At 66.4% G+C, this 24,565-nt stretch carries 25 protein-coding genes; 15 read left to right on the top strand and 10 right to left on the bottom strand.

What is annotated here, in order from left to right:
• From D2V17_RS09745 to D2V17_RS09720, 6 genes are all read left to right on the top strand, one after another.
• A partial coding sequence (locus tag D2V17_RS09745; RefSeq protein WP_147367333.1) for a DUF58 domain-containing protein occupies nucleotides 1-1,187 on the top strand: 1,187 nt, incomplete at its 5' end.
• A complete protein-coding gene (locus D2V17_RS09740; RefSeq protein ID WP_119592786.1) occupies nucleotides 1,187-2,254 on the top strand; it encodes a stage II sporulation protein M in 1,068 nt (355 codons plus the stop codon). The genes D2V17_RS09745 and D2V17_RS09740, both read left to right, overlap by 1 nt.
• On the top strand, nucleotides 2,251-3,135 hold the full coding sequence (locus D2V17_RS09735; RefSeq protein WP_119592785.1) for an RDD family protein: 885 nt from the start codon (nucleotides 2,251-2,253) through the stop codon (nucleotides 3,133-3,135). Before D2V17_RS09740 ends, D2V17_RS09735 begins: the two co-directional genes overlap by 4 nt.
• Nucleotides 3,132-3,686: a GNAT family N-acetyltransferase gene (locus tag D2V17_RS09730; protein WP_342767838.1), complete on the top strand. Its 555-nt coding sequence runs from the start codon at nucleotides 3,132-3,134 to the stop codon at nucleotides 3,684-3,686. Before D2V17_RS09735 ends, D2V17_RS09730 begins: the two co-directional genes overlap by 4 nt.
• Nucleotides 3,687-3,731: 45 nt before the next feature.
• Nucleotides 3,732-4,967, top strand: a complete 1,236-nt coding sequence (locus D2V17_RS09725; protein ID WP_191229143.1) for a sensor domain-containing phosphodiesterase — start codon at nucleotides 3,732-3,734, stop codon at nucleotides 4,965-4,967.
• A 408-nt stretch (nucleotides 4,968-5,375) separates the two neighbouring features.
• Nucleotides 5,376-7,070, top strand: coding sequence for a ShlB/FhaC/HecB family hemolysin secretion/activation protein (locus D2V17_RS09720; RefSeq protein WP_119592783.1), 1,695 nt, complete (start codon nucleotides 5,376-5,378; stop codon nucleotides 7,068-7,070).
• 54 nt (nucleotides 7,071-7,124) lie between these two features.
• On the opposite strand, the gene D2V17_RS09715 is transcribed toward D2V17_RS09720, so the two are convergent.
• Together D2V17_RS09715 and D2V17_RS09710 are read right to left on the bottom strand one after the other, a co-directional pair.
• Nucleotides 7,125-8,900 carry a monovalent cation:proton antiporter-2 (CPA2) family protein gene (locus tag D2V17_RS09715; protein WP_119592782.1) on the bottom strand — a complete coding sequence of 592 codons (1,776 nt, stop codon included), beginning with the start codon at nucleotides 8,898-8,900 and terminating at the stop codon, nucleotides 7,125-7,127.
• A gap of 12 nt (nucleotides 8,901-8,912) precedes the next feature.
• A complete protein-coding gene (locus tag D2V17_RS09710; RefSeq protein WP_245978652.1) occupies nucleotides 8,913-9,914 on the bottom strand; it encodes a zinc transporter ZntB in 1,002 nt (333 codons plus the stop codon).
• A 392-nt stretch (nucleotides 9,915-10,306) separates the two neighbouring features.
• On the opposite strand from D2V17_RS09710, the gene ispG reads away from it, so the two are divergent.
• The 3 genes from ispG to D2V17_RS09695 all read left to right on the top strand — a co-directional run bounded on the left by ispG (nucleotide 10,307) and on the right by D2V17_RS09695 (nucleotide 13,274).
• Nucleotides 10,307-11,443, top strand: a complete 1,137-nt coding sequence (ispG, locus tag D2V17_RS09705; RefSeq protein WP_119592788.1) for a flavodoxin-dependent (E)-4-hydroxy-3-methylbut-2-enyl-diphosphate synthase — start codon at nucleotides 10,307-10,309, stop codon at nucleotides 11,441-11,443.
• 127 nt (nucleotides 11,444-11,570) lie between these two features.
• On the top strand, nucleotides 11,571-12,497 hold the full coding sequence (locus tag D2V17_RS09700; protein ID WP_119592780.1) for a hypothetical protein: 927 nt from the start codon (nucleotides 11,571-11,573) through the stop codon (nucleotides 12,495-12,497).
• A 42-nt stretch (nucleotides 12,498-12,539) separates the two neighbouring features.
• Nucleotides 12,540-13,274, top strand: a complete 735-nt coding sequence (locus D2V17_RS09695) for a murein L,D-transpeptidase catalytic domain-containing protein (protein WP_119592779.1) — start codon at nucleotides 12,540-12,542, stop codon at nucleotides 13,272-13,274.
• A 12-nt stretch (nucleotides 13,275-13,286) separates the two neighbouring features.
• On the opposite strand, the gene D2V17_RS09690 is transcribed toward D2V17_RS09695, so the two are convergent.
• A complete protein-coding gene (locus D2V17_RS09690; protein WP_119592778.1) occupies nucleotides 13,287-14,651 on the bottom strand; it encodes a L,D-transpeptidase family protein in 1,365 nt (454 codons plus the stop codon).
• A gap of 138 nt (nucleotides 14,652-14,789) precedes the next feature.
• Here D2V17_RS09690 and D2V17_RS09685 point away from each other — a divergent pair, with 138 nt between their 5' ends.
• Nucleotides 14,790-15,668: a DMT family transporter gene (locus tag D2V17_RS09685; protein WP_119592777.1), complete on the top strand. Its 879-nt coding sequence runs from the start codon at nucleotides 14,790-14,792 to the stop codon at nucleotides 15,666-15,668.
• Here D2V17_RS09685 and D2V17_RS09680 read toward each other — a convergent pair.
• Nucleotides 15,665-15,871, bottom strand: a complete 207-nt coding sequence (locus tag D2V17_RS09680; RefSeq protein ID WP_119592776.1) for a hypothetical protein — start codon at nucleotides 15,869-15,871, stop codon at nucleotides 15,665-15,667. The two genes, D2V17_RS09685 and D2V17_RS09680, sit on opposite strands and share 4 nt — an antisense overlap.
• 158 nt (nucleotides 15,872-16,029) lie before the next feature.
• On the opposite strand from D2V17_RS09680, the gene acnA reads away from it, so the two are divergent.
• Entirely contained in the window at nucleotides 16,030-18,702 is a 2,673-nt protein-coding gene (acnA, locus tag D2V17_RS09675) for an aconitate hydratase AcnA (RefSeq protein WP_119592775.1), read from the top strand.
• Between the two features lie 27 nt (nucleotides 18,703-18,729).
• Nucleotides 18,730-19,443: a 2OG-Fe(II) oxygenase gene (locus D2V17_RS09670; RefSeq protein ID WP_119592774.1), complete on the top strand. Its 714-nt coding sequence runs from the start codon at nucleotides 18,730-18,732 to the stop codon at nucleotides 19,441-19,443.
• A 76-nt stretch (nucleotides 19,444-19,519) separates the two neighbouring features.
• Here the strand turns inward: D2V17_RS09670 and D2V17_RS21745 are convergent, their stop codons facing one another.
• Nucleotides 19,520-19,621, bottom strand: a complete 102-nt coding sequence (locus tag D2V17_RS21745) for a PEP-CTERM sorting domain-containing protein (RefSeq protein ID WP_245978651.1) — start codon at nucleotides 19,619-19,621, stop codon at nucleotides 19,520-19,522.
• Between the two features lie 22 nt (nucleotides 19,622-19,643).
• Here D2V17_RS21745 and D2V17_RS21740 point away from each other — a divergent pair, with 22 nt between their 5' ends.
• Together D2V17_RS21740 and D2V17_RS21735 are read left to right on the top strand one after the other, a co-directional pair.
• Nucleotides 19,644-20,234: a hypothetical protein gene (locus tag D2V17_RS21740; protein ID WP_245978650.1), complete on the top strand. Its 591-nt coding sequence runs from the start codon at nucleotides 19,644-19,646 to the stop codon at nucleotides 20,232-20,234.
• Between the two features lie 110 nt (nucleotides 20,235-20,344).
• Complete coding sequence (locus tag D2V17_RS21735) at nucleotides 20,345-20,725, top strand: hypothetical protein (protein WP_245978649.1); 381 nt, start codon at nucleotides 20,345-20,347, stop codon at nucleotides 20,723-20,725.
• Between the two features lie 116 nt (nucleotides 20,726-20,841).
• Here the strand turns inward: D2V17_RS21735 and ruvB are convergent, their stop codons facing one another.
• From ruvB to ruvA, 5 genes are all read right to left on the bottom strand, one after another.
• On the bottom strand, nucleotides 20,842-21,885 hold the full coding sequence (ruvB, locus tag D2V17_RS09660; RefSeq protein ID WP_119592772.1) for a Holliday junction branch migration DNA helicase RuvB: 1,044 nt from the start codon (nucleotides 21,883-21,885) through the stop codon (nucleotides 20,842-20,844).
• Nucleotides 21,882-22,262: a hypothetical protein gene (locus D2V17_RS09655; protein WP_119592771.1), complete on the bottom strand. Its 381-nt coding sequence runs from the start codon at nucleotides 22,260-22,262 to the stop codon at nucleotides 21,882-21,884. Before D2V17_RS09655 ends, ruvB begins: the two co-directional genes overlap by 4 nt.
• Nucleotides 22,259-22,780: a hypothetical protein gene (locus tag D2V17_RS20955; RefSeq protein WP_147367327.1), complete on the bottom strand. Its 522-nt coding sequence runs from the start codon at nucleotides 22,778-22,780 to the stop codon at nucleotides 22,259-22,261. Before D2V17_RS20955 ends, D2V17_RS09655 begins: the two co-directional genes overlap by 4 nt.
• Before the next feature lie 89 nt (nucleotides 22,781-22,869).
• Nucleotides 22,870-23,412: a DsrE family protein gene (locus D2V17_RS09650; protein WP_119592770.1), complete on the bottom strand. Its 543-nt coding sequence runs from the start codon at nucleotides 23,410-23,412 to the stop codon at nucleotides 22,870-22,872.
• A 10-nt stretch (nucleotides 23,413-23,422) separates the two neighbouring features.
• Nucleotides 23,423-24,031: a Holliday junction branch migration protein RuvA gene (gene ruvA, locus D2V17_RS09645; RefSeq protein ID WP_119592769.1), complete on the bottom strand. Its 609-nt coding sequence runs from the start codon at nucleotides 24,029-24,031 to the stop codon at nucleotides 23,423-23,425.
• A 163-nt stretch (nucleotides 24,032-24,194) separates the two neighbouring features.
• On the opposite strand from ruvA, the gene D2V17_RS09640 reads away from it, so the two are divergent.
• A partial coding sequence (locus D2V17_RS09640; protein ID WP_119592787.1) for a chorismate synthase occupies nucleotides 24,195-24,565 on the top strand: 371 nt, incomplete at its 3' end.

Below are 24,565 nucleotides of genomic sequence, written 5' to 3'. Positions count from 1 at the left end.
TGCTCGACGGGATGCTGGCGGGCGGCCTTGGCACGCTCGACCTTGCCGCCCCGGCTGACTGCGAAGTCGGCCAGCCCACCCCGCTGCGCATCATCGCCGCGATTCGCCGCAGCGAAAGCGCGAAACCGCCCGAGGCCGCCATCGGCTTCGACCCGCGCCTCGGCCCCAGGGGCGCGCTGCACTTCACGCTCGCCCCGACAGGCGAAGCGGGCCAGTTCACAGGCAGCGGCGATCTTGTCCCGCAACGCCGGGGCACAGGAGAGCTGACCGGCCTGTGGCTGCGCTGGCCCGGACCGCTCGGGCTGGCGGCGCGGCAGGTCTACCGCCAGCTCGACCAACAGGTGCGCGTCTGGCCCGACCTCTCGCCGGTGCGCTCGCCGGTGTTGCAGAGCTTCTTCCGCGATGCGCAATTCGGCCTCGTCGCCCGCCGCATCCGGGGCGAAGGCACCCAGTTCGAGGCGCTCAGCGAATACGAACCGGGCATGGACCGCCGCCGGATCGACTGGAAGGCCTCGGCCCGCCACACCCGCCTGTTCGCCCGCGAAAACGAGACCGAGCGCGACAACCAGATCGTCTTCGCCTTCGACTGCGGCCAGTCGATGTGCGAACCCATCGACGGCCTGCCCCGGATCGACCGTGCGGTCTCCGCCGCGCTGGTCGCCGCCTATGTCGCGCTCAAGGGCGGCGACCGCGTGAGCCTGTTCGGCTTTGCCGACCAGCCGCAGCTGATGACGCCCTTCGTCACCGACACCCGCGCCTTCTACCGCCTGCAAACCGCCGCCGCCGAGCTGGACTACACCGCGCGCGAGCCCAATTTCACGCTGGCCCTCTCCACCCTCACCGCGCGGCTCAAAAGGCGCTCGCTGGTCGTGCTGTTTTCGGATTTCACCGACCCGACCAGCGCCGAACTGATGGTCGAAAGCGTCGAGCGGCTGGTGCGCCATCATCTGGTGATCTTCGTCACCATGGCCGACGAGGAGCTGGCCGAACTCACCGATGCCGAACCCGAAAACCTCAGCGATGTGGCCGTGGCGGTGGGGGCAGACGCCCTTGCCCGCCAGCGCGCGCTGGTGCTCTCGCGGCTGCGGCGGCTGGGCGTCGACGTGATCGAGGCGAAGCACGATGCGATCGGCTATCGCCTGATCGACGCCTACCTTTCGGCCAAACGGCATGAGGCGATCGGCTGATGGCGCTCGACTATCTCCGCAAGATCCCGTGGTTCCGGCAGGCCGAGATCGCGCCTTCCGCCGAGATCGAGGCCGCCTCGCTGCGCTCCGACCGGTTCCGGCTCGAACGCGAGGTCGACTGGCAGCGGCTCGAACGCATCGTCACCGCGCTGGAGAAAGGCCGTCCGGGGCGCATCTCCGACGACGACCTGCTCGACCTGCCGGTGCTGTACCGCAAGGCCACCTCCAGCCTCGCCGTGGCCCGCGAGACCAGCCTCGATGCCGCCGCCATCGCCTATCTCGAAGCGCTGGTGCGGCGCGCATGGTTCCAGATCTATGGCCCGCGCGAGACGCTCACCGGCTGGATGCGCACTTTCCTCGGCGGAGGCTGGAGCCGGGCGGTGCGCGCCATCTGGCTCGATATCTGCATCGCGCTGTTCTTCATGGTGGCGGGCACCGTGGTCGGCTGGCTGCTGGTCAGCCGCGAGCCCGACTGGTTCTATTCGCTGGTCCCCGGCGCCATGGCAGACGGACGTGTGCCCGGTGCCGACCCGGAAGTGCTGCGCCAGTCGCTCGATCCCACCGCCGATGCGAACGGGCTGTCGGTCTTCGCGACCTACCTGTTCTCGAACAACACCGGGGTGGCCATCCTCGCCTTCGCGCTGGGCTTCGCCTTCGGCATTCCCACCCTGCTGCTGCTGATCTCCAACATGGCGCTGCTGGGCGCGATGCTGTTCGTGTTCGTGGAAGCAGGCCTTGGTTACGAGTTCGTGGCCTGGCTCTCGGTCCACGGCACCACCGAGCTGGGCGCGATCCTGCTGGCGGGCGCGGCGGGCATTCATGTGGGGCGGTCGATGGCCTTCCCCGGCCAGCGCACGGTCCTCGCCGCGGCGCAGGGCGCGGGTGTGAACGCGGCACAGGTGATGGCCGGGGCGACCGTCATGCTGGTGGTGGCGGGCCTGCTGGAGGGCTTCGTGCGCCAGCTGGTCGGCGATCCGTCGGCACGGCTGGCCATCGGCGGGGTGATGCTGGCGTTCTGGTGCCTCTACTTCGCGGGCATGCGCAGGCGGGGGAGGCAGGCAGAATGACCGGGGTGCAAGACGCCATCCAGCGCCACACCGCCAGGCGCGAGCGTGCGCTTGTCACGCCCGAGGGCCTCTCGCTGCCCTTGCGCATCGCCAGCCGCGGGTCGCGCGCGGCGGCGCTGCTGCTCGATCTGATGTTCCTGTGCGGCGGCTTCATCCTGTTCGTGGTGTTTCTCGTCGCCATCGGGATCAATCTCGATTCGATGAACGGGCTCAGGCAAAGCCCGGCCGGCGAGCTGATCGGCATCCTGTTCATCCTCGCCCTGTTCTTCTCGCGCTACGGCTACTTCCTGTGGTTCGAGCTGGGCGCACGCGGGGCAACGCCCGGAAAGCGGCTGCTCGGCATCCGCGTGGCGGCGCGCGGCGGCCAGCGGCTCACCACCGAGATGGTGATCGCGCGCAACCTGATGCGCGATGTCGAGGTGTTCATCCCGGTCTTCTTCCTGCTCGGCAATGGCTTCGACGCCGGGTTGACCGGCGGGGCCGCCTTCGTGTGGCTGGCGATCTTCGTGCTGTTCCCGTTCTGCAACCGCGATGCCTTGCGCGCAGGCGATCTGGTGGCGGGCACCTTCGTGATCGAGGCCCCGCGCGCCAAGCTGCAGCACGCCATGTCGCTCGCCCCCGACCACCGCCAGACCTACCGCTTCGGCGAGGCCGAGCTGTCGGTCTATGGCGAGCACGAATTGCAGGTGCTCGAAGGCGTGCTGCGCATCGGCAACGAGGAGTCCATGCAGGAGGTCGCCGAAGCGATCTGCCGCAAGATCGGGTGGGACATGGGGCGCGGCGACGAGCGCGAGTTCCTCACCAGCTTCTATGCCGCCCTGCGCGCCCACCTCGAAAGCGGCATGCGCTTCGGCAAACGCAAGAAGGACAAGCACTCGTGAGCGGCGTGACCCTGCGCCCGGCCACGCCGGACGATGTCGAGAGCCTCGCGAAGCTTGGGCGCGACAGCTTTTGCGCGGCCTTCGCCCACCTCTACCGGGCCGACAACCTCGCCGCCTTCCTCGAACAGGCCTATGCGCCCGCCGTCGTCGCCGGGGAGGTGCGCGACGATCTGCACCGCCACTGCCTCGCCGTCGATCCGGCCAGCGGGGCGCTGCTGGGTTATGTGAAAATCCGCGTACCGAGCTACTATGCCGAATATTCCGGTGCCACCAACCCGATGGCGCTGTGCCAGCTTTACACCGACCCTGCCCGCACCGGCATGGGCATCGGCGCGATGCTGATGGACTGGGCGCTGGACGAGGCCCGCGCGGGCGGCCACGATGCGGTGCAACTGTCGGTGTGGAGCGAGAACTACGGCGCGCAGCGGTTCTATGCCCGCTACGGCTTTGCCAAAATCGCCGACATCCATTTCGACGTGGGCGATCAGCGCGACGAGGAATTCCTGTTCGAACTGCGGCTCGACGGAGCGCGCGCAAGCTCGGCGGGTTAACACCGATTTAGGCACTTTGTGGCAAGCCCTCCTGCCATGGGGGACATGACCTTTATCCTGCCCGCGTTCGCGGCATCCGCACCGCCGCTCGACGGCGACCTCGCCGGCGACCCTGAGATCGCCGGCTACCTGCGCTCGGCGCGCGAACATCTCGGGCTGGAGATCGCCCTGATCGGCCGCTGGGTCGAGGACGGGATGCGCGAGATCACCCATGTCGACAGCGTGCTCGACCTGCCGCTGGGGCCGGGCTTTCGCCAGCACCGCGAGGAGACCTATTGCTGGCACGTCCTCACCGGCGACCTGCCAGAAATGATCACCGACCCCGCGCCCTATCCCGTGGCGCAGGCGCTCCACATCACCCATGCGCTGCCCGTGGGCGCGCATTTCTCGGTGCCGCTGCGCCTTTCGGATGGCACGGTCTGGGGCAGCTTCTGCGCCATGAGCAGCCAGCCCGACCCGACCCTCACCAGCCGTGACCTCGCCATCTTCGAGAGCTTCGCCGCCATGGCCGCCGAGCGGATCGACACGCTGCTGGCCGCAGCGGCCCACCGTGAGCAAACCCGCCAGCGTATCGAGGACATGTTCGAAGGCGATGCGGTCACCATCTTCCACCAGCCGATCCATCTGCTGGCGGATGACCAGCCCGCCGGGGTCGAATGCCTCGCGCGCTTCCCCGATGTGAACAAGCGCAGCCCCGGCACATGGTTCGGCGATGCCGAAAGTGCAGGCCTTGGCGAAGAGCTGGAGATGACCGCCGTACGCGGTGCGATCGAGACCTTCGGCAGCGTTCCGCAAGGCTTCTTCGCCGCGCTCAAGGCGCCCGCCCGCTGTGTGGTGAGCGGCGCGGTGCGGGCCGCTCTGGAAGCCGAGCCTGCCGCCGATGTGGTCGTCACCCTCACCCAATATGCCGCTGCCGAGGACAAGCTGGCGCTGGTGCAGGCGCTGGAAGCGATCCGGCCCGCGGCGCGCGTGGCCATCGACATGGTCGGCACCAGCTATGCCTCGATGCAGCTGGCCGCGCTGGTGAAGCCCGATTTCGTCAAGCTCGACATGGCCCTGGCGCGCAACGTCGCCACCGACCCCGCCGCCCGCGCGCTGGTCTCCGCCGTGGTCGCGCTGGTCAGCAAATGGAACGGTGCCGTGATCGCCGAGGGGATCGAGGAAAGCGCACAGGCCGAGGCGATGCAGGCGCTCGGTGTGACCTACGGACAAGGCTATCTGTTCGCGCGGCCCATGCCGATGGTCGCTGCCGCCCAGCACCTGGCCGGGATCGTCGGCTGAGCCGCACGCCTCCTGCATCGTGAGGCAAGGCCCCGCGCGGCCTTCGCACGCGACCGCCCGGCATAATATTCGCCAGTAATCCCCCCTTCCGCGCCGCCCTCGGCGCGGCGCCGGATGCCGCTGCCTCACCGCCATGGCCGCAGCCGGCTGCTCGCTTCGCCACCACTCCACAAAGCGAACACCGCTTCAGAATTACGTTATTAAACGTAGTCGTTAAACGCCGAGTATTGTTTGTATATTTTTAATTCTCCTATATATACCATAGACATATAGTAATTATCCTTATGATTTAATATTAATGGAGGCAATCTCGTCGTGCTGGAAGACGCATCCTTTCGATATTCGGATAGATCTTCCTTTGCGGCGATCCGAATACCAGGAAGGCCTGCGCGGCGGACAGCCTTCATCTTGGCGTCCCTGTGCTACGCGACAATACTTAGCTCTCCAGCTCTGGCGCAGATTTCCGTTTCTCCGGCCCTTGAGCCGGGCCGGATCGATCAGAACTTCGAACAGCCGCTTGAGGCGCAGTCCGAGCCGCGCAACCGGCCCGAGCAGGCCACGCCACCCCAGCAGGGCACCTTCGCGCCCGACATGGACTTCGTGCTGCGCGACCTGCGGATCGTGGGCGCCACCGCCATCGATACCGATCGATTGCTGGCCACCTGGCACCATGTGCCCGGCGATACGATCACGGTCGCCGAGGTGGAGGCGCTCGCCAACACGATTTCGCGCGCCTATTCCGATGCCGGTTATGCCCTGAGTTTTGCCTTCCTGCCCGCACAGAAGATCGAGGACGGCGCGGTCACGATCAGGGTCGTCGAAGGCTATATCGACGAGGTCGTGCTGGCCGGACCGGCGGTGGAGCAGGGCCGGATGGGCCCGTCACGCGGGGTGGTGCTGCGCCTGACAGAGCGGATCAGGAACAGCCGCCCGCTGCGCGCGGCCGACCTCGAACGCTACCTGCTGCTGATGAACGATCTGCCCGGCCTCACCGTGGGAGCCACGCTGAGCCCCTCACCCAGCGCATCGGGCGGCTCGGTCATCACTCTGGAGATCAGGCGTGATTCCGTGTCGGCCGAACTGGGCTACAACAGCTTTCTCCCGCGCGAGCTCAAACGCAACGCCATTGGTGCCGCCCTGCGCCTCAATGGCTATATCACCGGCAGCGACCAGCTGCGCCTTTCCACCATGCACAGCCTTGTACCCGGCGCCTATCGCAGCGTCAGCGGCGACTACTCGACCTGGCTCGGCAGCGACGGTTTCCGGCTCGAACTGGCGGCCAGCTATTCGCGTACCGAACCCACGTCCAAGGCCCTCAGAGAGATCGCTTACATCGGCAAGTCGGTCAACGCGCGGGTCGGGATCAGCTACCCGGTGATCCGTTCGCGCGCGCGCAACCTCAACCTGTCCGCCGGGGTCAGCCTCAGCAACTCGGATGTCGATGTCCTGTCCACCCCGCTGCAGCGTGATCGCCTGCGCACGATCGATGCCTCGGCAACCTACGATTTCGCCGGCCCCGGCCGTTCGGTCAATCTGGTCCGGGTCGGCCTGTCGAAGGGCGTGAAGGTGCTCGACGCGCGCGGAGACAGCCGCGCCAATGGCAGCGCCGCCTATATCGTTGCCGACGTCGACCTCCAGACCGACGTGCCGGTGGTGACTCTGGGGCGCGGCCAGGTGTCGATATTCGCCAGCGCTTTTGGCCAGAAGGCGTTCAACCGGCCACTGCTGAGCGCCACCGAATGCGGCTTTGGCGGACGGCAGTTCGGCCGCGCTTTCGATGCCGGCATCGCGACCGGCGATCACTGCCTCCTCGGCAGCGCAGAGCTGCGGCTGACCGCGCCGGTCTATCTGCGGATCTCCCCGCAGCCCTTCGCGATCCAGCTTTACGGCCTGATCGACTTCGGGATGATCCGGCAGCGCGGTGCGTTGCAGCCCGAAGAGCTGCGCTCCGAAACCGGCGCATCGGCAGGGGCCGGTGTGCGCCTTTCGATCTCGGACGTGGCCAGCGCCGGCTTCGAAGCGACCCACAGCCTGAGAACCCCGGCAGCGCGCGCCAATGACAAGGGCCTGCATCTGAACGGGTCGGTCAGCCTGCGCTTCTAGAGGTTTCACCCGGCATCCGGCGGCGGATAAGGCCGCACAAAGGCCGCCCACCGCCTAGTCCAGCGCGCGCCCCCGGCCGAATTCGCGCAGTTCGCGCTGTTGCTCGCGCGACAGTTCGCGCGCGGCATAGAGGTCTCCGCCGTCGAGTTGCAGTTGCAGGCGATCCTTGTCGATCCGGCGATAGGTCGCTTCGGCCTGCTCCACATTCTCTTCCGATACACCGATGCCCGCGAGCGCCAGCCGTGCCATGCGGATCGCCCCGGCAAAAACCTCGCGCACCACGCCTTCAGCCGGGGCATGAGCGAGATCGAGCAGCCCGCGCCGATCGAACGCACGGACATAGATCAGCGCCTGCGGGAACGCCTCGTCGACCGCCTCGATCAGCGCCGCATCGGGCATCTCGTCGTGGCAGAACATGATCAGCTGCGCCTCAGTCGCGCCCGCCTGCCGCAACATGTCGATCCGCGTGCCGTCGCCGAAATAGACCTTCGAGCCGAACTCCTCGGCAAGGTCGATCTGGGCGACCTTCCTGTCGATCGCCGTGACCGAAACCCCGCCCGCCATCAGCGTTTGCGCCACGGTCTGCCCGAAGCGCCCGAAGCCGACGATCACCGCGCGGGCGCCGTCGTTGCGCGGCCCGTCACGCTCCTCCGCCGCCACCTGCGGCGAACGGATACGCTTGTTGAGCATCATCAGGAACGGCGTGGCCGCCATCGACAGCGTCACCACGGCCGAGAACACGCTCACCGACTGCTCGGCCAGCAACAGCGCGCCCTGCGCCTGCGAATAGAGCACGAAGGCGAACTCGCCCCCCTGCGACAGCAGCAGACCCAGCGCCAAAGCCGAGCGCCAGGCCATTTTCATCGCCAGACCCAGCGCGGTGATCACGCCGGTCTTCACCGCGATCAGCAACACGGCAAAGCCGATCACCGTGAAGGGCTGCGCGGCGATGGCCGAAAGGTCGAGCATCATGCCCACCGCAAGGAAGAACATGCCGAGCAGGATCGAGCGGAACGGCTCGATATCGGCCTCCAGCTCGTGGCGATAGCGGGTATCGGCCAGCATCACGCCCGCGATAAAGGCCCCCAGCGCCGCCGACAGGCCCAGCAGTTCCATCACCGCCGCACTGGCGAAGACGATGAACAGCGCCGCCATCACGAACAGCTCGCGCTCGCCCAGGTGGCCGATCAGGCGGAACATCGGCTTCACCACCAGCCGGTTGGCCACGATCAGGCCCGCAATCGCCGCCAGCGACAGCCCAACCAGCACCAGCCCGGAAGGCGCATCGGCATCGGCGGGGTTGCGGCTCATCGCGGTGACGATGGTAATCAGCGGGATGATCGACAGATCCTGAAACAGCAGGATCGCAAAGGCCTTCTCGCCGAACGGGGTGCGCAAACGCCCCGCCGATTGCAGCATCGGCAGCACCTGCGCGGTGGAGGAAAGCGCCAGCGGCAGGCCGATGGCAAAGGCCGCGGCGAGCGAATAGTTGGTGAGCACGGCCACCAGCAGGCTGACGACCACGCCGCAGATCGCCACCTGCGCGGTGCCCAGCCCGAAGATCGCGCGCCGCAGCCGCCACAGCCGCTCGGGGCTCAGCTCCAGCCCGACCACGAACAGCAGCATCACGATGCCCAGCTCGGCAATCTCGGCCATCTGCTCGGCATTGCCGACGAGGCCAAGCACCTGCGGCCCGATCAGCACACCGGCCACGAGATAGCCCAGGGTTGCGCCCAGCCCCGCACGACGGAACGCGATCACCGCCACCAGCGCAAAGGCCAGCATCAGCGCGCCATCCTGCAGCACGAACCCCGTCTCGTGACCTTCCATAGGCCGTATCTCCTAGAACCAGCGCCACTTCCAGAACAGGAACAGCTGCACGGCCACGATAACGCCGCACAGCCCGGTAACGATCCAGAATGCGTCGGCATTGTTGATGCCGGGCATTCCGCCCACGTTCACCCCGAGCAGCCCTGTCAGAAATCCCAGCGGCAGGAAGATCCCTGCCACGATGGTAAGCAGATAGGTCGCCCGCTCGTTCCCCGCCAGTGCCCGCGCGCGGATTTCGTCCTGCAAGACCACCGCGCTTTCCTTGGAGATGTCGAGATCGTCGAGATAGCGCCGCAGCCGGTCGATGCTCTCGGAGATTTCGCGCCGGTCGTGATCCTCGAACCAGGGCGGGGCCTGCCGCGCGATGGTCTCCAGCGCTTCGTGCTGCGGGCCCATGTGGCGCTTGAGGCCGAGGCAGTTGCGGCGGATAACCGAGATCCGGCTCAGCACGTTGTCGGTATCGTCATCCTCGATGTCACGCTTTTCGAGCAGGTCGATATGGTCGTTCATGTCGATGATGGCGTGGCTCATGCGGGCGATCATCGCCTCGGTCAGCTCGGTAATCAGCGCGCCGCAGTCGGTCGGGCCCTGATCGCCATCGTCGATCATGGCCAGCACCTCACGCGGGGTCTGGAGCGGCTGTCTGCGCAGCGTGATCAGCCGCGTGCCGTCGCACCACATCTGCATCGAGACCATGTCTTCGGGCTCGGCACCGGGGTTGAAGTTGATGCCGCGCAGCGTCACCACCAGCGTGGCGCCCTCGCGGAAGGCGCGCGGGCGGGTGCGGTCGGACACCAGCAGCTCGACCGTCGGCTCGGAGATGCCGAGGCTTTCGAGATAGTCGGTCACGCCATCGCATGTGCGGCACAGGTGCAGCCAGATCACCTCGCCTTCGTGGTCGGGCTGCCAAACCTGCGCCGCGTCCCAGTCGATTGCGCGCCCGGCGCCCTTGCCGTCGAGAACGCGCGCGAACAGCAGCGGCCCTTCGCGTTCCTTGTCTTGATCGAGATCCATGGCCGCAACCATGCCGCAAGCGAGGCAGCTTGCCTAGCAGGTCCCCGCTCGTGCCCCCTTTGCTCCCTCCCAAGGGAAGGGGCACACCTTGCTCCCCTCCCCTTGGGGAGGGGCCGGGGGTGGGGGCTCGACGCTGGCTGGCGCGCGGAACCCCCATCCCAACCCTTCCCCAAGGGGAAGGGCTTTGATCGCTGCGCCAGCGATATTTCCTACAGGCCCGGCGCCTGCTAGGAAGGCGGACCGATGAAGCAGCCCCTCGCAATCCTGCAATATTGTGGCCATATGCCTGGCTGCGGGCCGCGTATGCGCCGCCACGGATTTTTGCCCCAGGACACTGTCACACCTGTCACACCCTGGGGCCAGGCTAAGGAAGAGACATGAGTTCCGACAGCATCTCGGCCATCCGCCCCTGGCGCATGATCGAACGGCGGCAATCGCGCCAGATCATGGTCGGCAAGGTGCCGGTGGGCGGCGGCGCGCCGATCAGCGTGCAGACCATGACCAACACGCCGACCGAGGACGTGGCCGCCACCATCGACCAGATCCGCCGCTGCGAGGATGCCGGCGCCGACATCGTGCGCGTCTCCTGCCCCACCGAAGAGGCGACCGCCAACTTCGACCAGATCACGCGCGCGGCCAATGTGCCGATCGTCGCCGACATCCACTTCCACTACAAGCGCGCACTCGAAGCGGCGGACAAGGGCGCGGCCTGCCTGCGCATCAACCCCGGCAACATCGGCTCGTCCGATCGCGTCGCCGAAGTGGTGCGCGCGGCCAAGGCCAACGGCTGCTCGATCCGCATCGGGGTGAACGCCGGGTCGCTCGAACGCGACCTCTTGGAGAAGTACGGCGAACCCTGCCCCGAGGCGCTGATCGAAAGCGCGCTCGACCACATCAAGCTGCTGCAGGACCACGACTTCCACGAGTACAAGGTGGCGGTGAAGGCGAGCGACGTGTTCCTCGCCGTCGCCGCCTACATGGGGCTGGCCGAGGCGGTCGATTGCCCGCTGCATCTCGGCATCACCGAGGCGGGCGGGCTGATCGGCGGGACGGTGAAGTCGTCCATCGGCATCGGCAACCTGCTGTGGGCGGGCATTGGCGATACGATCCGCGTGTCGCTCTCCGCTGAGCCTGAGCGCGAGGTGAAGGTCGGCTTCGAGATGCTCAAGGCGCTCGGCCTGCGCACGCGCGGGGTGCGGGTGGTCTCGTGCCCCTCATGCTCGCGGCAGGGGTTCGACGTGATTCGCACGGTGGAAGCGCTCGAAGCGCGGCTGGAGCACATCAAGACGCCGATGAGCCTGTCGGTGCTCGGCTGCGTGGTTAACGGCCCCGGCGAGGCGCGCGAGACCGACATCGGCCTCACCGGCGGCGGCAACGGCAAACATATGGTCTACCTTTCAGGGGTTAAGGACCACCACATCGAAAGCGCCGACATGCTCGACCACATCGTCCGCCTCGTCGAGGCCAAGGCAGCCGAGATCGAAGGTGCGATGAGTGATGCCGGAAATGCGACGGTTGCCGCCGGATAGGGGCCGCGCGTTTACCCCGCGATAAGCAACCGCCGATAGAGTTCGGCCCCATGACCATGGGGCCACCACTCGCTGAGACATGTCCGGGTGGCCTTGCCATCGCCAACCGTCCGACGGGGCCGGGCCTGTGAGCGATATGCCTCCCCTGCCGCGCGGCTGGCTGCGCGTCGTCGAAGCGGCGCGCCATGCCGAAGCGATCAAGGCCATCCTCGATACCCCGCCGATCGCTCCGCGCGACGACGGCCTCGTGCTGTTCGCCGAGATCGGCAGTGCGCAGCTGTTGCCCTGTCTGGTGGCGATCAAGAGCCTGCACGCCCGCCTTGGCCGGGGCCGGGTGGCGCTGCTCGACGATGGCACGCTGATCGGCAGCGACCGCGCGGTGCTGGCTCAGCATTGCGGCGATCCCGAGATCATCGTTGCGCCCGGATCGGACGACACCGGCTTGTCCGATCTCCCCGGATGGCGCGCCCTCGCCACCGTGCTAGAGCGGCGCAGCAGCGAGTACTGGCTGTGGCTGTCGGGCGACGGCGTCACCCTCGGCCCCGTGCCCGAAGTGGAACGGGCCGTCGCGCTCAACGCCAGCTTCCTGATGCCGCAAGATCAGGTGCCCGGCGAACCGATACCGCTGGCCGACTTCTGCCGGGCAACCTATCCCGATGGCCCGGTCGACAGCGAGATTGCCGCGCGGCTCGAAAGCCGCCTCGGCGGGATCGAGCGGCCCGGCTGGCGCTATCTGCGAAGTGACAGCGGGCTGATGGGCTTTGCCGCGGGCGGGCCGGGCCTGCGCTCTGCCGCAGCGTGCCGGGCAGACCTCGAACAGCTGGTCGCCCCCGAAGACCTGTGCGACGCCGACGCGGCAAGGGTTGCGGCCAGCCTGCTACTTGCCAGCGAGAACCGCACCGTGATCCTCCCGCACAACCGCTATGGCCACGCCAGCACGGCAAGCTGGGATATCGGTACGAGCTTCCTCCACTTCAGCGACGACGCGCGCCATGCCGATGCGCGTTATGCCGAGGCCAGCCAGACCGCCATCGCGGCACTGCTCAGCCAATGACGGTATGGACAAGGTTCAGGTGCCCCGGTCTATAGTGGCACCATGGACCGCCGCCGTTTCCTCGCCCGCTCCGCCGCAGTCGCCGCTGTCACGGCCGCGCCCGCACGGCTGTTCGCGCAACCCGCGCCCGACCTGCGCACGCGCCGCCTGCTCGCCGTGGCGCAGGAACAGGCGACCCGCGCCGCCAGCAGTCTGTGGCACACCGATCTGGTGGGAATTGCCGACTACGGCCTCCACTCCGCCGAGCCGCGCTTCCATTTCGTCGATCTGGTGGCGGGTAAGGTCGATTCGGTGCTGGTCACCCACGGTGCCGGGTCCGATCCCGAGCACGATGGCTGGCTGAACGGCTATTCCAACGTGCCCGACAGCTGGGCCACCAGCCGCGGCGCCTATATCACCTGGGAATGGTACAAGGGCCGCTACGGCACCTCGGTGCGCCTCGGCGGGCTCGACCCCGACAATTCGAATGCCTTCCCGCGCGCCATCGTCATGCATCCGGCCAGCTATGCCACGCCCGAACACGTGGCGCGGTGGGGCAAGCTCGGACGGTCGAACGGCTGCTTCGCCTTCGGCCCCGAGGTGTTCCCGCAGGCGCTCACCCGCCTGATGGGCGGACGGCTGCTCTATGCCGATACACTGGGGATCGGGGCAAACGGCGAAGACGTGGCCCGACCGGCCCAGCAAACGCCCGACTATGCCGCCATGGCCGCCGCCAATGGCCCCGAGCTGGCCCCGATCTCGCCCGACACCGCGGACCCGGTCGAGCAGCTCCCCTGAGGCAGCGCCCGCTCAGAGCGTGTCGCGCGGGTCGTCGACGACCTCGATCACCTCTTCGCTCGACACCCGTGCCCGGTCGCGCACCCGCGGCGCATCGAGCGAGGCGAACACCGGCGCATCGCGGCTGTAGATGTCGTCGAACTCGCGCAGGTTGCCGTCGATATCCACGCCATAAGTGAAATAGGTGATGTAGGCGGGCATCGTCTTCTTCACCGGCACGCGGGTATATTCGCCGCTGGTGGAAATCCCGACCACCTCGTCCCGCGTCGCGCCCTGGCCAAGGATCGCGATGGTCATCGCCAGTTCGAGCGCGCGCTCGGTGCGGATGCAGCCGTGGCTTAGAGCACGGTCGTCCTGATTGAACATCTGCCTGCTCGGCGTGTCGTGAAAGAAGATCGCATGCGGGTTGGGCATGTCGAGCTTCATGACGCCGAGCGCATTGCCCGGCCCCGGCTGCTGCACCACGGTGATATAGCCATTGGCCCCGCGCGTAGCGCGATAACCCTGCCGCGCGGCCCAGCTCGGGTTGTTGAGCACGCGTTCGCCCAGCCCCTCGCCGCGCACGATCGACTGCGGCACGGTCCAGGTGGGGTTGAACACCACGCCCGAAACCGTTTCGGCCAGCTGCGGCGTGGCCGTGCGGCCCGGCTTGCCGACCACAGTGCGATAGGTGCGGATGATCTGGTTGTTGACCGTGAGGCGCAGCTGATACTCGGGCACGTTGGTGATGAGATACTGCGGCCCCAGATCGCGCGCGAGCCAGCGCCAGCGATCCATGTTGGCGCGGATCAGGCGGCGTTGCTGGGTGGCATTGGCCGGCGTCTGGGCCAGCTTGTCGCGCAGGGCGGCATAGTCGGGGTGGGTCGGCTTCAGCGCATCGAGCGCGCCCGCAATGTCGCCCGATTCGAGCGCACTGGCCATCACCGTGGCGGTGGGACTGCGGTCGGCATCGGGGTCGACCACGAACCACTGGCGCCGGTTCGCCATCGGGGTGCGCCCGTCGCGCAGGTCTTCCACCAGCCAGGCGAAGGCCGTGCTCGCCAGTTCGTCGATCTGCTGGGCATCGTTCGCGCGCAGCGCCGCGGCGAGATCGTCGGGCAGATAGTCGGCGGGGACCAACCCTTCCGCACCAATCGCACGGATCACGCCCAGCAGCTCCTGCGCCTGCGCATTGGTCCAGTGCATCGCATCGAAGTGGCGCGGATCGGCCTGTACCACTTCATCGGAAGTGAAGGCCTGCTCGAAAGCGGAGCGCGCGGTGGCGGCGACCGCAGCGGCATTCTCCTGCTGCACGCCCTGCCCACTCGCGGGCACGGCGAGGCTGGCAAGCGTTCCGAGCGCAAGGCTCGAAGCAAGGAGGGCAGGGGTACGATTCATAGAACTCTTCCTAGCACAAACGCGCGGGACAGGCGCGCCTTGAGCCTGCATCCTATCGCGCACCGGCCCTGACGCGGGCATGAACCGCGCGCACGAACCGGTTGCCCTGTCCGATACAAGGTCGCAAGACGCTGCGCCATGCCCGCGCGACACTCTTTCCTCCCCTATCTGCTGGCCGCGAGCGGGGTCGGGCTGTTTGCCCTGATGGACGGGCTGATGAAGCACGCCGCGCTGATGACCGGCGCCTATACCGCCACCCTCCTGCGCAGCCTGATCGGCGCCGCGCTGATCGCCCCGCTGTGGCTGGCTCGCCGCCCCCGCTGGCCGCGCGGGCGCCTGCTGCGGCTGCATATCGAGCGCGGGGTGGTGACCGCGGCCATGGCCCTCACCTGGTTCTTCGCCCTCACCCGCCTGCCGCTGGCCGAGGCGCTGGCGATCAGCTTCGTCGCCCCGCTGATAACGCTCTATTTCGCGCACCTTCTGCTGGGCGAGGCGATCAGCCGCCGCGCCATCCTTGCCTCGCTGCTGGGCTTTGCCGGTGCGCTGGTGATCGTGGCGGGGCGCATCCACGCCGCCGGGATGACCCGCGATCTGGCGCTGGGGCTTGCCGCCATGGCCTGCTCGGCGCTGTGTTATGCCTACAGCTTCATCGTCATTCGCCGCCAGTCACAGCTGGCCGGACCGATCGAGGTGGCGACATTCCATGCGGGCATCGGCGGACTGGTGCTGCTGCTTGGCGCACCCTTCGCCTTCACCATGCCGGCCATCCCGGTGCTGGGCGTGATTGGCCTTGCCGGAGCGCTCACCGTGCTCGGCTCGATGGCGATTGCATGGGCCTATGCCCGGGCCGAGACGCAGGCGCTGGTCCCGCTCGAATATACCGGCTTTGTCTGGGCGGCCTGGATCGGCTGGCAATGGTTCGACGAAAGAGTCACGCTGGCGACCCTGCTGGGGCTAGGCATGATCGTGGCCGGAAGCTGGATCGTACGGCCGCGAGGCCCGGTGCCTGCGCTTTAGTGCGCGGGTGCGGATTCGGGCGCTTTGGCGGGTTCGTCGTCCGCGACATCTTCCGTCTTATCGTCCTTCTTGCCCGAGCCGAGGCCGGAACTCTGCCACACCATGCCCAGCGACGCGCCGAGAAAGGCGGCGACCACCAGCGCCAGCGCGATCCATATCCCACCAAGAGACCGCTCGCCCCGCGGCGGCTTGACCAGCATCATGAGCCGAATTGCCCCCCATTCGATTTGCATGCCTCATAACCTGCCCGAATGCGCCAAGGCCTTGACCAATCCCGCACAAACGCGCAGTTCGCACCCGAACAGCGGGCTTCTCGCACGAGCACGCTTATGCAAGCAACAGCAAAGGGACCCCATCATCCATGACTCAGGTCGGCTCCAACTCGCTCGAAACCCGCGCCTCACTCGACGTTAACGGCACCTCTTACGCCTATTACTCGCTCGCCAAGGCTGCCGAAAAGCTGGGCGATATCAGCCGCCTGCCCTTCAGCCTCAAGGTGCTGCTGGAGAACATGCTGCGCTTTGAAGACGAAGGCTTCACCGTGGGGCAGAACCACGCGCAGGCCATCGTCGACTGGCAGAAGAACCCCAAGACCGGCGAGGAAATCCAGTATCGCCCGGCGCGTGTGCTGCTGCAGGACTTCACCGGCGTGCCCTGCGTGGTCGACCTGGCCGCCATGCGCGACGCGATTCGCAAGCTCGGCGGCGATACCGCCAAGATCAACCCGCAGGTTCCGGTGAACCTCGTGATCGACCACTCGGTGATGGTCGACGAGTTCGGCCACCCCAAGGCCTTCGAAAAGAACATGGAACTCGAATACGAGCGCAATGCCGAGCGTTACGACTTCCTCAAGTGGGGCGCCAAGAGCCTGCAGAACTTCTACGCCGTGCCCCCGGGCACCGGCATCTGCCACCAGGTGAACCTCGAGAACATCGCCAAGGGCGTGTGGTCGAGCGAAGACCAGAACGGCGAACTGGTCGCCTATCCTGACACCTGCGTCGGCACCGACAGCCACACCACCATGATCAACGGCCTCGGCGTGCTCGGCTGGGGCGTGGGCGGGATCGAGGCCGAGGCCGCGATGCTCGGACAGCCGATCTCGATGCTGATCCCCGAAGTGGTCGGCTTCAAGCTGACCGGTCAGATGGCCGAAGGCATCACCGCCACCGACCTCGTGCTGACCTGCGTGCAGATGCTGCGCGAGCACGTGGTGGTCGGCAAGTTCGTCGAGTTCTACGGCCCCGGCGTTGCCACGCTGTCGCTGGCCGACCGTGCCACCATCGCCAACATGGCCCCCGAATACGGCGCCACCTGCGGCTTCTTCGGGATCGACGAGAAGACCATCGAGTACCTGCGCCTCACCGGCCGCAGCGAGGAAACCATCGCGCTGGTCGAAGCCTATTCGAAGGCGCAGGGCATGTGGTTCGATCCGGCCAACGAGCCGATCTTCTCCTCCACGCTGGAGCTCGACATGGGCGCCGTGGTGCCCTCGCTCGCCGGTCCCAAGCGCCCGCAGGACAAGGTCACCCTCCCGCAGGTCGACGAGCTGTTCAACGGCGATCTCGCCAAGGTCTACGGCAAGAGCGAAGCCGTGCGCGTGCCGGTCGATGCGGCAGGCCACGATGTCGGCGATGGCGACGTGGTGATCGCGGCGATCACCTCGTGCACCAACACCTCGAACCCCGATGTGCTGGTTGCCGCAGGTCTGGTGGCGAAGAAGGCCAACGAGAAGGGCCTCAAGCCCAAGCCCTGGGTCAAGACCTCGCTCGCGCCGGGTTCGCAGGTCGTCACCGACTACCTGAACAAGGCCGGTCTGCAGGAGCATCTCGACGCCATCGGCTTCGACCTCGTCGGCTATGGCTGCACCACCTGCATCGGCAACTCGGGCCCGCTGGCCGAGCCGATCAGCCAGGCGATCAACGGCAACGACATCGTCGCCGCCTCGGTCCTCTCGGGCAACCGCAACTTCGAGGGCCGCGTCTCGCCTGACGTGCGGGCCAACTTCCTCGCCTCGCCGCCGCTGGTGGTGGCCTATGCGCTGAAGGGCACCGTCACCGAAGACATCACCACCACCCCGATCGGGCAGGACCAGGACGGCAACGACGTGATGCTGGCCGACATCTGGCCGTCGAACGCCGAGGTTGCCGAAATCCGCGCCGCAGCCATCGACCGCACGATGTTCGAAAGCCGCTATGCCGACGTCTACAAGGGCGACGAGCACTGGCAGGCGATCAAGGTCGATGCCTCGGACACCTACAGCTGGAACCCGAGCAGCACCTACGTCGCCAACCCGCCCTACTTCGAGGGCATGAGCATGGAGCCGGCCCCGGTCACCGACGTGATTGCGGCCAAGCCGCTGCTGATCCTCGGCGATTCGGTCACCACCGACCACATCTCGCCGGCGGGCTCGATCAAGGAAGATTCGCCCGGTGGGCGCTACCTGCTCGACCATCAGGTGCCGAAGAAGGACTTCAACTCCTACGGCTCGCGCCGCGGCAACCATGAAGTGATGATGCGCGGCACCTTCGCCAACATCCGCATCAAGAACGAAATGGTCCCCGGCACCGAAGGCGGCTTCTCGTCGTACAAGGGCGAAACGATGGCGGTTTACGATGCCGCCATGAAGCACCAGGCCGACGGCACCCCGCTGGTGGTGGTCGCAGGCAAGGAATACGGCACCGGTTCGAGCCGCGACTGGGCGGCCAAGGGCACGATCCTGCTCGGCGTGCGCGCCGTGATCGTCGAGAGCTTCGAGCGTATCCACCGCTCGAACCTCGTCGGCATGGGCGTGCTCCCGCTGCAGTTCAAGGATGGCGACACCCGCGAGACGCTGGGCCTCAAGGGCGACGACAGCTTTACGATCAAGGGCTTGGCAAACCTCAAGCCGTCGCAGGACGTGGAAGTCGAAGTGACCCGTGCCGACGGCACCAGCTTCACCTTCACCGCGCTGTGCCGCATCGATACCGCCAACGAGATCGAGTACTATAACAACGGCGGCATCCTGCACTACGTGCTGCGCAAGCTCGCTTCCTAAGCTTCAGGCCCGGCAGGGGATGCACGCATGAACGGTTTCGTTATCTCGACCCGTTTCGGCGGCACCCCTGCCGACCCGAAGGAAGACCCGGTCAAGCTGGCCCTGATCGGGGCGCAGGTGCGGGCTAGACTGAGAGCCGATCCGCGTGCCGAGGATCTGGGCGGCGACAAGGCCGACATGTTCCTGCTGCGCGACTTCTTCACCGCCGACGAATGCGCGCGGCTGGTCAGGATCATCGACAAGAAGATCGGCCCCTCCACCCTGTTCGAGGGCACCCAGCGCGACGGCTTCCGCACCTCGTCCACGCACTATTTCGAGCAGGGCGATTCGGCTACGCGCGCGCTGGAAAAGCGCATCGATGCTGCCACCGGCATCCCGCACCAGCACGCCGAGGTAACGCAGGGCCAGCGCTACGAGGCCGGCCAGCAGTTCAAGCATCACTACGACTATTTCTTCGCCAGCGAACCCTACTGGCAGCAGGAGCGCCGCCGCGGCGGCCAACGCACCTGGACCGCCATGCTGTTCCTCAACGATGTCGAGGAAGGCGGCGAGACCGACTGGCCGGAGCTGGACCTATCCGTAAAGCCGGTCGCCGGGGCCTTGCTGACCTGGAACAACATGGGCCGCGACGGCAGGCCCAACCGCAACACGCTGCACGCCGGAACCCCGGTGGTTAAGGGCGTGAAGCATGTCGTCACCCAATGGTATCGGCAGGATCCCTGGACGCTGCACCTGAGCTGATCGGCGCGCCCCGGCGAACGGGCAACGAAAAAGGGCGACCGTTACAGCCGCCCTTCTCCCCTCCAAACTGAAACGATCAGGCCGCCGCCTGTGCCTTGCGCCTGGCCTTGCGGCGGCGCCCGAGGAACAGCGCGCCAGCACCGGCACCGAACAGCACCAGCATACCCGGCTCCGGCACTTGCGTGCCCGAGGAGGTGCTGGTGGTCGAACTGCCGGACGAAGAGCTGCTTGATGACGAGCTGCTCGAAGACGAACTGCTCGACGAGGAGCCCGACGAGGTGCTGGTCGACGAACCGCTGGAGCCCGAAGACCCGGACGATCCGCTTGAACCGCTGGAACCCGACGAGCCGCTCGAACCGTTGCTGCCCCCGCTCGAAGAGGAACTCGACGAACTGGAGGAGCTGGAACTCGAAGAACTGGAACTGGACGAGCTGGAACTCGAACTCGACGAGGTGGTCGAGACAGCGCCGGTCGAAGTGCTGACCGAGCCCGTGGAGGTGCTTACCGAGCCGGTGCTGGTGCTCACGCCGCCGGTTGTTGTCGTGGTGCTGCCACCGCCGGTCGAGGTGGTCGTACTGACACCGCCCGTGGTGGTGCTCGTGCCGCCGGTGGTAGTCGTTGTCGTACCGCCCGTCGTCGTGCTGGTCCCACCGGTGGTGGTCGTGGTCGTGCTGCTGCTCGGATCGGTTGACCCGCTGGTGGTCGTGGTGGTCGTGCTCCCGCCCGAGGAACCGCCGGAGCTTCCACCGAAGAACCCTCCGAAGAAGCCACCACCGAACCCGCCGCCATAGCCGCCCGATCCGCCGACGATCACGGCCGGATCACCGCCGCTGCCCCCGATGGGCGCGCTCGGCAATTGCGGCAAGGGCATCGGCATGGCCGCCATCGCCACCTGCGTTTCGTGGCAGTATCCGTCCGGCCCCATTTCACCGACGTCGCACACGCGCTCGATGGTGCGGCGCAGGCGGCGCTGCGCGCGCGGCGGATCGCGCGGGATTTCGCGGCGCGCCACGTGGCGCTCCTTCACGTCGATCAGTTGCGGCGTGCCACCCTTCGACTTGTAGTCGACCTGCGCCGACTGAGGCTCGGCGACATGCACCGCGCCCCCGGCAATAACAGCACCGCCTGCTGCTGCAGCGGCGAGCTTTGCAATGGCCAAACGTACCGACATGAACAATCTCTTCCTGCGTCGTGGGAAGACCCCCGCACGCCAATTGCGCGCGTTCCCAACCCCTGTTGCATCAACAGAGACGCGCAAATCGTTTACCGGCAATTGAATTAACCAAGTTTGCGCCGCGCCAGAAGCACTTTTGTGACACTTAGCTGCGGTAACGACCCCATTTGTCCCAATATGAGACGCTCGCAGCCGCAGGCCTTACGGAAAACGCAGCAAGACCATCAACTTTCGCTGTCGAACAAGCCGCCTTGCGGACCTGCCTGAAGCGATTCCGGCGGGGTGATTCCCAGGTGCTGCCAGCCGCCATCGTTGAGGCAGCGCCCACGAGCCGTCCGCGCAATCAGGCCGAGCTGGATGAGGTAAGGCTCGATCACCTCCTCCACGGTGTCACGCGGCTCCGCCAGACCTGCGGCGAGCGTTTCCACGCCCACCGGGCCGCCCTTGTAAGTGGTTGCGATCATGGTGAGATAGCGCCGGTCCATGGCGTCGAGCCCGAGCCGGTCGATCTCCAGCCGGGTCAGCGCCTCGTCGGCGACGGCGGCGCTGACGGTGGCAGCGCCCTTCACCTGCGCAAAGTCACGCACGCGTCGCATCAGCCGCCCGGCCACCCGCGGCGTACCCCGGCTGCGACGGGCAATCTCGCGCGCGCCCGATTCGTCGATTGCCATGCCGAGCAGCCGCGCCCCACGCGCGACCACGCTGAGCAACTCGTCCTCGGTGTAGAAGATCAGGCGGACGGGAATGCCGAAGCGGTCGCGCAAAGGCGTGGTGAGCAGGCCCTGCCGGGTCGTCGCCCCGACCAGCGTGAACGGCGGCAGATCGATCCGCACCGAGCGCGCCGAGGGCCCCTCGCCGATGATGATATCGAGCGCCCGGTCCTCCATCGCCGGGTAGAGCACCTCCTCGACCACCGGATTGAGCCGGTGGATCTCGTCGATGAACAGGACATCGTGAGCCTCGAGGTTGGTCAGCAGCGCGGCCAGATCGCCCGCCTTGGCGATGACCGGGCCGCTGGTGGAGCGAAAGCCCACCCCCAGTTCCTTGGCGACGATCTGCGCGAGCGTGGTCTTGCCGAGGCCGGGCGGTCCGAAGAACAGCACGTGGTCCATCGCCTCGCCGCGCCCCTTGGCGGCCTCGATGAACACCCGCAGGTTTTCGCGCGCGGCAGCCTGCCCGACGAATTCGCCGAGCGACTTCGGGCGCAGCGCGGCGTCGGGGTCTTCTGGCTGGCGCTCGGGCGAATGGATGGGAGAATTTTCGGTCATGCCTCTGGCCGCTCCCATAGCCGTGTTCGCGCTGTTGTCGCACCCAGAGTGTCGATCCGCTCGAAGCGGTACTTCAGATAGGCGAGCACTGCCTCGGGCACCCGGTCGAGCGCGCCGTCGTCCTCCTCGTGGGCGTGGAGGATGACCACGCCCTCCTCGTCGAGATAGTGCCGCGCCCAGAACGGGTGCGGCGCGAAGTCGTAGTCGAGGAAATTGTAGTCCTGCTCCCAGCCGAACTCGGTCACCACCAGATCGCGCCCGTGGGTGATGGCCGGGACGGCTTCGTTTTCGTCGAATTGGGGGATGGCCTCAGCGCGCGACGCGGCTTCGGGTTCGTCCGGCCGGGGCTCAGGGGACTGGATGGGGTCGGTGGTCATTTGCCAATAGTGGTTTCGATTTGCGCAGCTTTCTTTGCGTCAAGAACATGGGATGCCGCCAAACAAAGAAGTCCCGCAGAAAACAGAAAGAATGCCAATTTGCCAAGCCCTCCAGAAGTCACTTTAGTTTTTCCAGCGGCAAGCAATTTGTCTCTGATTTCCTCTAGCTTAGATATATCATTTATATCACCTTCGATAGATGCAGATTCCCAAAATGCGATCGCCTCACTGTGGATTGGCAACATACGACCAATTAAGGACACCTGCCTCCAACCGATCAACAACGAGAAAAAAACACCTAAATAGAACAGAAAAATAGCTGCCAGACTCCAAGGACGATCAATCTCAGCAGTAGCAACCGCAGCAATTAATCCGCCACTATTTACCGTCAGCACAGAGGCCATCACCCAACGCCATGCATGTGACATCTCATCGATAGAGAGCTTCTTAGTCTGTAGAGCGACTTCTCTCTGCAGGGAGGCAACTTGTCTGTTCTTATCCACTTCAGATTCGCTCATTGCAGCCCCATCCCATTATTCGCAAAAATACGCCGTCCAAGTTTGACCCAATAAAAGACAAACGAGGCGACAAGACAGCGCAAGAACGCTCACGGGATGTTCTCATAGCCCTGTTGGTGGAGCACGCTGGTCGCCACGGTCTGCGACAATGCCATGGTCACGCCCGGCAGCAGGTCTTCGTTCGACACGCCCTGACCCAGCGCCGACTGCCCGCAGACGTAGAACTGCACGCCCGCCGCCAGCATCGCCTGCACCATCGCGCGGCTCGGGTTGCCCTCGCCGTGGGACTTGCGGTGATAGGCCTCGTCGGTGGTCACGTCCCATACCGCCGGGCCATGGACTACGATCACGACATGCAGGTTCTCGCGCGGCACGCCGTGGGCGGCGAGCAGGTTCATGTAACGCGCCGCGCTTTCGAAGCGGACATTGGGTTCGCCATCGCGCGCGCCCGGAATGGTGTCGAAGATCGCCTTGAACTGTTGCGACACGTCGAGCGTCTGGCCCGATTGCACTTCGCGCCAGCTGCCAAAATCGGAAAAGATCGGGCCATACTGGCGCGGCGGTTCGTCCTGCGCCATGGCAGGGGCGGCCAGCATCAGCGCCGCCGCAAGAGCGATTATCGGGTTACGCATAGTCCACCTCCTATCCAGCCGCCTTCTTCAGCGCCACGCGAATAAGCTCGCCTTCTTGCGCGCCATCGCCCAGTTCGTCGAGCGCGCGGGCCACGGCCTGCGCGGCCACGCCGGGCTTGAACCCGAGGTTTTCCAGCGCCGACACCGCGTCGGCACTCGCCCCGCCAACCAGCGCAGAAACAGCCACCCCGCCGAGGCCGCCCGCCACACCCGGCATGGCGCCCGCCTTGTCCTTCAGTTCGTTCACGATGCGGGCTGCCAGCTTCGGCCCAACGCCGTTCGCCCGCGCGACCGTCGCCGCATCGACCCGCGCGCAGGCTTCGCGCAGCTCGGCGGTGGAGAGAGCTGAAAGGATCGCCAGCGCCACCTTGCTGCCCACACCCTGCACCCCGGTGAGCAGACGGAACCAGTCGCGCTCCTCCCCGGCGGCGAAGCCGAGCAGGCGCATGTCGTTCTCGCTCACCTGCATCTGCGTGAAGACGCTGACGGTGTCGCCCACGCTTCCAAGCGACGACAAGGTTCGCGCCGAGCAGAAGACGAGGTAGCCGACGCCGTTCACGTCGATCACCGCCCAATCCTCGGCACTTTCGTCCAGCCGCCCTGTCAGTTTCGCGATCATGATTTGTTCCTATCCTTTCCTGCGGCGCAGCCGCAAGACAATTGTTCGCGCAGAGCCCGCAGAGAGCGCAGGGGATCGATACCCTACCCTCTGCGTCCTCTGCGGTCTCTGCGCGAAACCGGAAATGGACAGACGCCGCAATCTGCGCCAAAGGCTCACGCCCATGAGCTTCAACACCTTTGGACGCCTGTTCCGCTTCACCACCTGGGGCGAAAGCCATGGCCCGGCGCTGGGCGCCGTGGTCGACGGGTGCCCGCCGGGGCTCGACCTTTCCGAGGAGGCGATCCAGCCGTTTCTCGACGCGCGCCGTCCGGGCCAGAGCCGTTTCACCACCCAGCGGCAGGAGCCCGATCAGGTAAAAATCCTCTCAGGCGTGTTCGAAGGCAAGACCACCGGCACGCCGATCAGCCTGATGATCGAGAACACCGACCAGCGCAGCAAGGACTATGGCGAGATCGCCAAGGCCTATCGCCCCGGCCACGCCGACTATGCCTATGACGCCAAATACGGCCTGCGCGACTATCGCGGCGGCGG

It is taken from the genome of Aurantiacibacter xanthus (assembly GCF_003584015.1).
GTDB classification, from domain to species: domain Bacteria; phylum Pseudomonadota; class Alphaproteobacteria; order Sphingomonadales; family Sphingomonadaceae; genus Alteraurantiacibacter; species Alteraurantiacibacter xanthus.
This window is presented reverse-complemented; position numbering and strand designations above follow the sequence as displayed.

What these genes read in the sequence shown, in the direction of transcription:
- D2V17_RS09740 (WP_119592786.1), top strand. Translation starts at nt 1,187, where the DNA reads ATGGCGCTCGACTATCTCCGCAAGATCCCGTGGTTCCGGCAGGCCGAG.
- D2V17_RS09735 (WP_119592785.1), top strand. Translation starts at nt 2,251, where the DNA reads ATGACCGGGGTGCAAGACGCCATCCAGCGCCACACCGCCAGGCGCGAG.
- D2V17_RS09725 (WP_191229143.1), top strand. Translation starts at nt 3,732, where the DNA reads ATGACCTTTATCCTGCCCGCGTTCGCGGCATCCGCACCGCCGCTCGAC.
- D2V17_RS09715 (WP_119592782.1), bottom strand. Translation starts at nt 8,900, where the DNA reads ATGGAAGGTCACGAGACGGGGTTCGTGCTGCAGGATGGCGCGCTGATG.
- D2V17_RS09710 (WP_245978652.1), bottom strand. Translation starts at nt 9,914, where the DNA reads ATGGATCTCGATCAAGACAAGGAACGCGAAGGGCCGCTGCTGTTCGCG.
- D2V17_RS09695 (WP_119592779.1), top strand. Translation starts at nt 12,540, where the DNA reads ATGGACCGCCGCCGTTTCCTCGCCCGCTCCGCCGCAGTCGCCGCTGTC.
- D2V17_RS09690 (WP_119592778.1), bottom strand. Translation starts at nt 14,651, where the DNA reads ATGAATCGTACCCCTGCCCTCCTTGCTTCGAGCCTTGCGCTCGGAACG.
- D2V17_RS09685 (WP_119592777.1), top strand. Translation starts at nt 14,790, where the DNA reads ATGCCCGCGCGACACTCTTTCCTCCCCTATCTGCTGGCCGCGAGCGGG.
- D2V17_RS09680 (WP_119592776.1), bottom strand. Translation starts at nt 15,871, where the DNA reads ATGATGCTGGTCAAGCCGCCGCGGGGCGAGCGGTCTCTTGGTGGGATA.
- acnA (WP_119592775.1), top strand. Translation starts at nt 16,030, where the DNA reads ATGACTCAGGTCGGCTCCAACTCGCTCGAAACCCGCGCCTCACTCGAC.
- D2V17_RS09670 (WP_119592774.1), top strand. Translation starts at nt 18,730, where the DNA reads ATGAACGGTTTCGTTATCTCGACCCGTTTCGGCGGCACCCCTGCCGAC.
- ruvB (WP_119592772.1), bottom strand. Translation starts at nt 21,885, where the DNA reads ATGACCGAAAATTCTCCCATCCATTCGCCCGAGCGCCAGCCAGAAGAC.
- D2V17_RS09655 (WP_119592771.1), bottom strand. Translation starts at nt 22,262, where the DNA reads ATGACCACCGACCCCATCCAGTCCCCTGAGCCCCGGCCGGACGAACCC.
- D2V17_RS20955 (WP_147367327.1), bottom strand. Translation starts at nt 22,780, where the DNA reads ATGAGCGAATCTGAAGTGGATAAGAACAGACAAGTTGCCTCCCTGCAG.
- D2V17_RS09650 (WP_119592770.1), bottom strand. Translation starts at nt 23,412, where the DNA reads ATGCGTAACCCGATAATCGCTCTTGCGGCGGCGCTGATGCTGGCCGCC.
- ruvA (WP_119592769.1), bottom strand. Translation starts at nt 24,031, where the DNA reads ATGATCGCGAAACTGACAGGGCGGCTGGACGAAAGTGCCGAGGATTGG.